The sequence below is a fragment of the Clostridium sp. genome, assembly GCF_036643715.1.
In the GTDB taxonomy this organism is placed as follows: domain Bacteria; phylum Bacillota; class Clostridia; order Clostridiales; family Clostridiaceae; genus Clostridium.
In genome coordinates this window covers 1-8,867 of record NZ_JAVXRL010000076.1, presented here as the reverse complement: position 1 = coordinate 8,867, position 8,867 = coordinate 1, and the positions used below count along the sequence as shown (strand labels likewise).

At 28.4% G+C, this 8,867-nt stretch carries 11 protein-coding genes, 1 other RNA gene and 1 pseudogene; 11 read left to right on the top strand and 2 right to left on the bottom strand.

Features of this window, described 5'->3' with window-relative positions; genetic code table 11:
• From RSF37_RS14335 to ssrS, 4 genes are all read left to right on the top strand, one after another.
• The coding region (locus tag RSF37_RS14335; protein ID WP_332565067.1) for a 3'-5' exonuclease at window positions 1-1,024 on the top strand (1,024 nt) is incomplete at its 5' end.
• 166 nt (window positions 1,025-1,190) lie between these two features.
• Complete coding sequence (locus tag RSF37_RS14330) at window positions 1,191-1,433, top strand: DUF1292 domain-containing protein (RefSeq protein WP_332565066.1); 243 nt, start codon at window positions 1,191-1,193, stop codon at window positions 1,431-1,433.
• Between the two features lie 18 nt (window positions 1,434-1,451).
• Complete coding sequence (locus RSF37_RS14325; RefSeq protein WP_332565065.1) at window positions 1,452-1,847, top strand: hypothetical protein; 396 nt, start codon at window positions 1,452-1,454, stop codon at window positions 1,845-1,847.
• 71 nt (window positions 1,848-1,918) lie between these two features.
• Window positions 1,919-2,115, top strand: a non-coding RNA gene (ssrS, locus tag RSF37_RS14320) — 6S RNA.
• A 182-nt stretch (window positions 2,116-2,297) separates the two neighbouring features.
• On the opposite strand, the gene RSF37_RS14315 is transcribed toward ssrS, so the two are convergent.
• Window positions 2,298-2,456, bottom strand: a complete 159-nt coding sequence (locus RSF37_RS14315; protein WP_332565064.1) for a hypothetical protein — start codon at window positions 2,454-2,456, stop codon at window positions 2,298-2,300.
• 357 nt (window positions 2,457-2,813) lie between these two features.
• Between RSF37_RS14315 and RSF37_RS14310 the strand changes: the two genes are divergently transcribed.
• The 4 genes from RSF37_RS14310 to RSF37_RS14295 all read left to right on the top strand — a co-directional run bounded on the left by RSF37_RS14310 (window position 2,814) and on the right by RSF37_RS14295 (window position 5,678).
• Entirely contained in the window at window positions 2,814-3,014 is a 201-nt protein-coding gene (locus RSF37_RS14310; RefSeq protein ID WP_332565063.1) for a DUF896 domain-containing protein, read from the top strand.
• Between the two features lie 22 nt (window positions 3,015-3,036).
• Entirely contained in the window at window positions 3,037-3,951 is a 915-nt protein-coding gene (gene hprK, locus RSF37_RS14305; RefSeq protein WP_332565062.1) for an HPr(Ser) kinase/phosphatase, read from the top strand.
• Between the two features lie 64 nt (window positions 3,952-4,015).
• Window positions 4,016-5,392, top strand: a complete 1,377-nt coding sequence (locus RSF37_RS14300; protein ID WP_332565061.1) for an aminopeptidase — start codon at window positions 4,016-4,018, stop codon at window positions 5,390-5,392.
• A gap of 55 nt (window positions 5,393-5,447) precedes the next feature.
• Window positions 5,448-5,678, top strand: coding sequence for a holin (locus tag RSF37_RS14295; RefSeq protein WP_332565060.1), 231 nt, complete (start codon window positions 5,448-5,450; stop codon window positions 5,676-5,678).
• 44 nt (window positions 5,679-5,722) lie between these two features.
• Here the strand turns inward: RSF37_RS14295 and RSF37_RS14290 are convergent, their stop codons facing one another.
• Window positions 5,723-6,553, bottom strand: a complete 831-nt coding sequence (locus RSF37_RS14290) for a PHP domain-containing protein (protein ID WP_332565059.1) — start codon at window positions 6,551-6,553, stop codon at window positions 5,723-5,725.
• A 134-nt stretch (window positions 6,554-6,687) separates the two neighbouring features.
• On the opposite strand from RSF37_RS14290, the gene RSF37_RS14285 reads away from it, so the two are divergent.
• From RSF37_RS14285 to RSF37_RS14275, 3 genes and pseudogenes are all read left to right on the top strand, one after another.
• Window positions 6,688-7,284: an anthranilate synthase component II gene (locus RSF37_RS14285; RefSeq protein WP_332565058.1), complete on the top strand. Its 597-nt coding sequence runs from the start codon at window positions 6,688-6,690 to the stop codon at window positions 7,282-7,284.
• Entirely contained in the window at window positions 7,274-8,617 is a 1,344-nt protein-coding gene (gene pabB, locus RSF37_RS14280) for an aminodeoxychorismate synthase component I (protein WP_332565057.1), read from the top strand. Before RSF37_RS14285 ends, pabB begins: the two co-directional genes overlap by 11 nt.
• Window positions 8,614-8,867, top strand: a pseudogene (locus tag RSF37_RS14275) (aminotransferase class IV); the annotation flags it as partial. The gene pabB and the pseudogene RSF37_RS14275, both read left to right, overlap by 4 nt.

Genomic DNA, 8,867 nt, shown 5'->3' with positions numbered 1-8,867 from the left:
AAGAAGAGAAAAGCTTATAGAAGTATATGATGAAAGAGATAGAGTTAAAGAGAGTATAAGAAAAACTTCTAAAACACGTATGAATGAATATTTTAAAGCGTGGAGGGGAATAAATTCAAGTGATGTATATAGAGGGTTCTATAATGATGAAGATATGTTCTCTATAGCGACAGATTCAAAAATACCTGAGCCTTTAGCAAAGTATATGAGAGAAGAGTTCAATAAAAGAGATGAGGCAGGCTATATAGATGAAGATGACTTAGCTGCTCTTTTATATATAAGAGTTTTACTTGAAGGAATTGATGATAAAGAAAAGTTTAAACATATAGTTGTAGATGAAGCACAAGACTATAGTCCTTTACAAATATATTTAGTAAATGAACTTGCAAGAGGTAATTCATTAACATTAGTTGGAGATTTAGCTCAAGGAATTTATTATTATAAAGGACTAAGAAACTGGGAAGAGATAACTGAAGGCTTATTTGAAGGTAAAGCAACATTTATAAGTTTAACTCAAAGTTATCGTTCAACAGTAGAAATAATTGATTTTGCAAAAGGTGCACTAGACGCCCAAAAATTAGGTCTTAAAGATGCAAAACCAGTATTAAGACATGGAGATAAGCCAACAATTATTAAACTAGAAGATGAAAGTAGACTTCAAAAAGTAATTGAAGAAATAGTTCTTAGAGTAAAAGATAGTGGCAAAAACAGTATTGCTATTATAACTAAAGATAGCACTGAAGCAGAAGTTCTTGAAAAAGCTCTAAAAAGAAAGTGCAAGCATAAATTCCAAAGGATTAAAGGTAAAGAAAAAGAGGTTAAAGGTGACCTTGTAATAATACCATCATACTTAACAAAAGGTTTAGAGTTTGACTGTAGTATTATATTTAATCCAAGTAAAGATATTTATAAAGAAGATAGTATATTAGATCAAAGGTTATTATATGTATCACTTACAAGAGCACTTCATACTGAGTATATAATTGAGGTGGATAATTTAACTTCTCTAATAAGAATAGATTAATGAAAAATTAATATTGAAAAATAAAAAAAATTAATATATAATTCTCTAGAGTTTAAGTTGAAAAGTTTTAAAAAAAGGCTTTGTTTAAAGATGTAATATATTTTACTTCTTTAAACATAAGCAATGTTATATAATAAATTATTAAATGAAATAGGAGGAATGAACAATGGAAGAAAGAGAAATAATGTCATTCAAAGATGAAGATGGAAATAAAGTAGATTTTGAAGCAGTTGCAAGAATATTTCTTGAAAAACAAGAATATCTATTATTAACACCAGTTGAAGAGGAAGCAGAAGATATATTCATATTTAGAATAGATAAAGTAGACGATAAAGAAGAACTTAATCTTGTAGAAGATGATAAAGAATTTATCGCAGTAAAAAAAGAATACAAGAAGCTTTTATACTAGAAGGAGAGAATAAGGGAAATGAATGTAGCCGATATAATAGAGATATTAGAAGAAAATGGATTGTCAGAAGTTGAAGAAATTGTGGCATCAAATGATAATGCTGTAATAGAATTTTTCTATGATTTTGATGGAGATGAAATTAAGGCTGCAAGAGCTTATGCAAACGAAGAAAGCGATGCAGAAGAAAATAGTGATGAATGGAATAGAGATTGGTTTATACCATATCTTTTAGAAATTGCTAAAGATAATGTTGAAGCTGTATTAGAAGATATAGCTGATGAACTTCAAGTAGAAGGTATCGTAAAAGAGTCAAAAATTGACGGTAACAATAATGATTACATAAAATTTATAGGTGCATTTTGTACAGAAAATTGCAAAGTGGAACTAGAAGATCTTTTAAACGATTACTTATAAGGAATAAAGAGGATTTATAAGTATTAATAAACACTTGAAATATAAAAAAAAAGTGATATAATAAAATCATAAAGTTCCTGAGATGTACGCCAAGCTTATCATGTTCAACCTACATATGAAAAACGGGATTTGCAACAATATAAAGGATGTCAGGCTCCAAGCATTTGCTTCATTTGTTTGACAGGAGAAGGCAGAGAGTTATATGAGTAAAACCCACCTGCGAGGCGCAGGTTTTGAATATATAGGCAAACGGCATGTTGGGAGATTATATTTGTAAGAATAATACCTCTTTTTTATAGAGAGGTATTTTTTTTATTTTAACTATAAATAAAATTAAGTGAAATAATAATAACTTCCTAAGTAACATGTACTACTAGCAATTAGGGAATAAAGCTATGAAAATTATTATTATTTACACTCTAAAATATTACAAAATAATTCAATTAAGTTTTAAGCAGCTAATCTGTCTATACGCCTTATAGTTTTAGATTTTTTAATATGAAGCTTGTACAAAATTAATTGATATCTACTTATGTCTTTATCTAAATTCTGAGATAACTTAACCATAATTTTATTAGTTGGTTTTAAAAACTTTAATAGCAAATTCATTACGAATTTTCTTTTTTTAATTTTTTTACGGATTTTTTTAGCTGTCATAATTCATACCTCACTTGTAAAAATATTAATTTTATAGTCATATTATAACATTTATGGAAGTTATGTAAATTATTTTCAATATACAAAAATTGACATTTTGTACAAAAAACTTCAAATTTATTCTGATTATTTGTCTATAAAACTTACTTAACTGTCAAATATAGGAATTATATGAAAAAAATAATTTTAAATAAAGTTGTTGAAAAGATAAAAGGATTGTGGATAAAAGTTGATTATGTATCTAATTATAGGTAAAATAGGTATAAGAAAATAAAAAAATAATACAATAAACGAACGAGGAGTAAAAAAATGGAAAACAAAGAATATAATATAGATAAAATGACGATAGAAGAAGTAACTGAGAAAATAAATGAACTATATAAGAAGAGTAAAGAAGAGAGCGGTCTTACAGAAGAAGAAAAGGATTTTCAACAAAAATTAAGAAAAAGATATATAGAGAATGTTAAGAAGAATTTTAAAGCTCAGCTTGGTTCAATAAAGAAGAAATAAAAATAAAAAAGGGTGATAGTATATGGCGGTAACTGTTGAAAAGTTAATTAAAGATTTTGACTTAGAAATATTAGTAGAAGGTACATTAGATGAAGAAATAAAAGTAAGTGATGTAAATAGACCTGGATTACAATTATCAGGATTTTACAATTACTTTACTCCGGAGAGAATACAAGTAATAGGTAAAGCTGAATGGAGCTTCTTAGATGATATGCAAGTTGAACTTAGAAGAAAGAGAATAAAAAAATATTTTAGCTTTGATATGAAATGTATAATTATAACAAGAGATCTTGAACCACACGAAGAATTTATTAAATATGCAAGAAGTAAAAATATATGGGTTTTAAGAAGTAATTTAGTTACAACTAAGTTTATTAGTAGACTTACTATGTATATGTCTGACAAGCTAGCACCGGAAACAAGGTTACATGGTGTATTGGTAGACGTTTACGGAATTGGTATTTTAATAACAGGTGAAAGTGGTATTGGGAAGAGTGAAGTTGCACTTGAACTTATTAAAAGAGGTCATAGATTAGTAACAGATGATGCAGTCGATATAAAAGAGATTGATGGAGAACTTATAGGATCATCACCTAGTATAACAATAGGTATGCTTGAAGTAAGAGGAATAGGTATTATTGATGTATCAGCCTTATACGGATTAAGTTCTGTACTGCAGCAGAAAGACATAAAGCTAGTTATGCATTTTGAACATTGGACAGATGACGGAGATTATGATAGATTAGGAACTAATTACGAATATATGGAGATATTAGGAACTAATGTTAGAAAATTAACTGTTCCAATTAGACCAGGAAGAAATATTGCTGTTATTATTGAAGCTGCAGCTGTAAACTTTAGATATTCACTTATGTCTAAAGAAACTCCTGTAGATATAATAGAAAGTAGAATAAGTAGTGTAAGTGATAATAATTAAGGTATTAATTTAAAATAATATAGCAAAATAACATGGTAGAGAAAAAAGAGGGAGGAAAATATATATGACAAAGAACGCTTGGGAAAAGTATGATGAAAAAGGTATTAAAGAGATATTTGACTTTAACGAAGGATATAAAAAATTTATGTCAAAATGTAAAACCGAAAGAGAATGCGTCAGTGAAAGCATACGTATAGCTAAAGAACATGGTTTTATAGATTTAAAAGAAGTTATAAATTCAAATAACAATTTAAAGCCTGGTGATAAAGTATATGTTGAAAATATGGGAAAAGCATTAGCTTTATTTATAATAGGAAATGAAAGCATTCAAAATGGACTTAAAATTTTAGGAGCTCACGTTGACTCACCAAGACTTGATTTAAAACAAAACCCATTATATGAAGATACTGATTTAGCACTATTAGATACTCACTATTATGGTGGAGTTAAAAAGTATCAATGGGTGACACTTCCACTTGCACTTCATGGGGTAGTTGTTAAAAAGGATGGAACAAAGATTGATGTAAATATCGGTGAATGTGAAAGTGATCCAGTTGTTGGAGTTTCAGATCTTTTAGTTCATCTTGCAGGAACTCAATTAGAAAAGAAGGGCAATAAAGTAGTTGAAGGTGAAGACCTTAACGTACTAGTTGGAAGTATGCCTTTAAAAGGAGAAGAAAAGGATGCTGTAAAGAAAAACGTTCTTAAGCTGTTAAAAGATAAGTATGATTTTGAAGAAGAAGATTTCTTATCAGCAGAAATTGAAGTTGTACCAGCTGGAAAAGCAAGAGATTACGGTTTAGATAGAAGTATGATAATGGCATATGGTCAAGATGACAGAGTATGTGCTTATACTTCATTGGTAGCATTAACTGAAATTGACAAATGTGATAAAACTTGTTGTTGCTTACTTGTTGATAAAGAAGAAGTTGGAAGTATTGGAGCAACAGGAATGCAATCAAGATTCTTTGAAAATATGGTTGCGGAAGTTATAGATAGAGTAGAAGGATATTCAGATATAAAACTTAGAAGAGCTTTAGCTAATTCAAAGATGTTATCATCAGATGTTAGTGCAGCTTTTGATCCTAACTACCCATCAGTAATGGAGAAGAAAAATTCTGCATTCTTTGGAAAAGGAATAGTATTTAATAAGTATACAGGTGCTCGTGGTAAGTCTGGATGTAATGATGCAAATGCAGAATACATGGCAGAACTTAGAAGAATAATGGAAAAACACGATGTATCATTCCAAACAGCTGAACTTGGTAAAGTTGATCAAGGTGGCGGTGGAACTATCGCTTATATTTTAGCTGAATATAATATGGAAGTAATAGATTGTGGAGTTGCACTACAAAATATGCATGCACCATGGGAAGTAGCTTCTAAAGTTGATATATATGAAACTAAAAAAGGTTATGTAGCATTTTTAAAAGAAGCATAGTTAAAGGAACAAGTGAATATATATAACATATAATGTATCACAAAGAGGTGATAGTATGTTTGATAAATCACGTTTAAAAAATTATGGACTATGGCTTTCTATAGCTGCTTTAATACCAATGGTGTTGCAAGGATTTGGACTTAAAATTTTACCGGAAAATTATCAAGAAATAATTAACGCTATACTTTCAATTTTAGTAATGGCAGGTATTTTAAATAACCCTACAACAGAAGCTAAATGGTTTGCTGATGATAAATCAGATAAAACTAAGAAAATAGAAGAATAACAAAATAGGCTATCTCAAAATTATTTTTGAGATAGCCTTATTTTTTAATTTTTTAATTTTTCTAACAGTAAGTTTAAATGCTTATCGTCTAGATTCATGTCACCGATATCACCGTGACGTTTATCGTTAATGAAGTCACCGTGACAATCAGAACCTGCAGAAACTAGTAGATTATGTTCATCTGCAAATTGTATTAATTTAGATTCTTGTTCTTTTGAATTTAAGAAATATACTCCTTCAATACCATCTAAATCAAATTCTAAGAAATCAGAAAGGGGAGTATTATTAATTAAAATTGGATGAGCTAAAAATACAAGTGCGTTATATTTATGAAGTAAATCAATACCTTCTTTAATTGTTATTTTATTTGTTGGTACATAAGCTGGTTGTCCTTTACCAATAAAATTATCAAATATATAATCTTGAGTATATGGATAACCTGCATCTATAATTGCTTTTGCAATATGTGGTCTTGCTACTACATTTTCTCCGTACTTTAATACATCATCAAAATTGATTTCTATATTGAAAATATCTTTAAGCTTTAAAACTATTTCTTTAGCACGATATACTCTTCTTTTCTTAACACTATCTAAAACCTCAAGAAAAGATTCTGATTTATAACTGTCGTCTTTAAAGAAGCCTAGAAGATGAATGCTTTCACCATTGTGATTACAAGAAAATTCAACACCTGGAATGAATTTAATATCTCTTCTGTCACATTCTGTTTTTGCATCAAGAAGACCGTTTACAGTATCGTGATCTGTTAGTGCGAGTATTGAAACACCATTGTTTGATGCTCTTATAACCATGTCCTTCGGACTTAATAGACCATCTGATAAATTTGTGTGAATATGAAAATCTACCTTTTTCATGGGCGTCAACTCCTTTCATTACTATTATATTTTTTAAAAGAAAAAGCTATGATATAATTTAATTTAAATATTAAATGTATTTTAGCACAAATGATAACAATTATAAAATAATAAATTAAAGAGGGGCTTTTTTTATGATGATAATGATAGATAATTATGATTCTTTCACATACAATCTAGTAAGATATTTAGAAGAATTAGATGAAGAAGTAGTTGTGTTTAGAAATGATAAAATAACAGAAAGTATAATAAAAGATTTTAATCCATATGGGATAGTAATATCACCAGGACCCAAAGCACCAAAAGATGCTAAGGAAGTTTTACATATAATTGATAAATTTAAAGGGGAGGTGCCTATACTTGGAATTTGCCTTGGGCATCAATGTATTGGAGAATATTTTGGTTGTGAAATAGTTAAAGGAAGTAGACCAATGCATGGCAAAATATCTAAAGTAATAAATAATGGACAAGGTATATTCAAAGGATTACCTAGTGAATTTAAAGTTACTAGATATCATTCCTTAATAATAAATAAGGAAACAATTAAAGAAGAATTAAATATTACAGCAGAAACAGAAGATGGAGTAGTAATGGGGATTGAACATAAAAATATGCCTATATATGGTGTACAGTACCATCCAGAAGCCGTTCTTACAGAAGAGGGGCATAGTATACTTAAAAACTTTATAAATATTTGTAGAGGCTTTAAAGGAGAGAAAGATGAATTTTAAAATAAAAGAAATAAAAACAGAACTATCTCCTTTTGATATATATAATATATTTAGCAATGAAGATAGTATTTTTTTAGATAGTTCAAAAGAAGATACATCATTATCTAAGTATTCTTTTATCGGAATAAATAAAATAGAAAAAATGGAATATGTTAATGGACATACATATATAAATTCTGAAGAAATCGAAGGCTTAGATTATTTTGAACAATTAGAGAAGAGAATAAATAAACATAGTATAAATGTGGAAAGCGAAATACCACTACTTGGTGGATATATTGGTTATATATCTTACGATACAGGAAGAAGATTAGAAGTTATTCCAAACACATCAATAGAAGACTTTGAAATACCAGATATGAGATTTATACTTTACAATAATATAATTGTATTTGATTTAGAAAATAAAAAAACATATATTACATCACTTAGTGAAGTAGAAAATGATTTTTATAATATAGAAAGAAAAATATGTGAAGGTAAAAGAGTAGAAGAAGTAACTTTAACGAATAGAGATGTTAAGTTTAATTCTAATTTTACGAAAGAAGAGTATATTGAAGCTGTAAGCAAGATGAAAAAATATATAGAAGAAGGAGACATATATATAGCAAATATGACTCAAAGATTTTACTCAGAATGTTATGACAATGCATTTTCTATATATTCAAAACTTAGACAAATTAATAAAGCTCCTTTTTCAGCTTATTTAAACTATAAAGATTTTCAAGTTATAAGTTCTTCACCTGAGAGGTTTATAAAAATTCAAGATGGGGCAGTTACAACTAGACCGATAAAAGGAACAAGACCTAGAGGAGAAAATGAAGAAGAAGATATATTTTATAAGAATGAATTGATAAACAGTGAAAAAGATAAATCAGAACTTCTTATGATTGTGGATTTAGAGAGAAATGATTTAAGTAAGGTTTGTAAAAAAAATTCTGTAAAAGTAACAGAATTATTTAAAATAGAAGAATATGCTACTGTATTCCATTTAGTTTCAACTATAGAAGGAAAATTAAAAAGCGGAAGTTCAGCAATTAACTGCATAAAGGAAGCTTTTCCTGGGGGATCAATTACTGGAGCACCAAAGATAAGAGCTATGGAAATAATTGAAGAGCTTGAAGGTGTTAAAAGAAATTTATATACAGGAGCAATTGGATATTTTGACTTTAGAGGCAATAGCGATTTTAACATTGTTATAAGGACTATAGTTAAGAAAGATAATAGAGCATACTTTGGAGTCGGTGGAGGAATAACATTTGAATCTGATGAGGAAGAGGAGTATTATGAAACCATTCAAAAGGCTAAAGCTTTAATGAAGGTGTTAAAATGAGAAAAATAATAAATAATGAAGGGAAATTAGATTTAGATAGTGGAATTTTCTTTGGTGCTGGAGTTTTTGAAACCATTTTAGTTAAAGAAGAAGCAAAATTTCTTGATTATCATTTTAGTAGGTTAGATAAGGGACTTATAAGGCTTGGTTTAAAACCATTATATGAAAAGGAAGAAGTTTTAAAATATATAGAAAGTTTAAATATAACTAATAAAGCTTTAAAGATAACTGTAACTGAAAAAAATATTAT

Coding starts and splice junctions, on each gene's coding strand:
- RSF37_RS14300 (WP_332565061.1), top strand. CDS start 4,016: ATGACAAAGAACGCTTGGGAAAAGTATGATGAAAAAGGTATTAAAGAG.
- RSF37_RS14330 (WP_332565066.1), top strand. CDS start 1,191: ATGGAAGAAAGAGAAATAATGTCATTCAAAGATGAAGATGGAAATAAA.
- RSF37_RS14285 (WP_332565058.1), top strand. CDS start 6,688: ATGATGATAATGATAGATAATTATGATTCTTTCACATACAATCTAGTA.
- RSF37_RS14295 (WP_332565060.1), top strand. CDS start 5,448: ATGTTTGATAAATCACGTTTAAAAAATTATGGACTATGGCTTTCTATA.
- pabB (WP_332565057.1), top strand. CDS start 7,274: ATGAATTTTAAAATAAAAGAAATAAAAACAGAACTATCTCCTTTTGAT.
- RSF37_RS14325 (WP_332565065.1), top strand. CDS start 1,452: ATGAATGTAGCCGATATAATAGAGATATTAGAAGAAAATGGATTGTCA.
- RSF37_RS14290 (WP_332565059.1), bottom strand. CDS start 6,553: ATGAAAAAGGTAGATTTTCATATTCACACAAATTTATCAGATGGTCTA.
- hprK (WP_332565062.1), top strand. CDS start 3,037: ATGGCGGTAACTGTTGAAAAGTTAATTAAAGATTTTGACTTAGAAATA.
- RSF37_RS14310 (WP_332565063.1), top strand. CDS start 2,814: ATGGAAAACAAAGAATATAATATAGATAAAATGACGATAGAAGAAGTA.
- RSF37_RS14315 (WP_332565064.1), bottom strand. CDS start 2,456: ATGAATTTGCTATTAAAGTTTTTAAAACCAACTAATAAAATTATGGTT.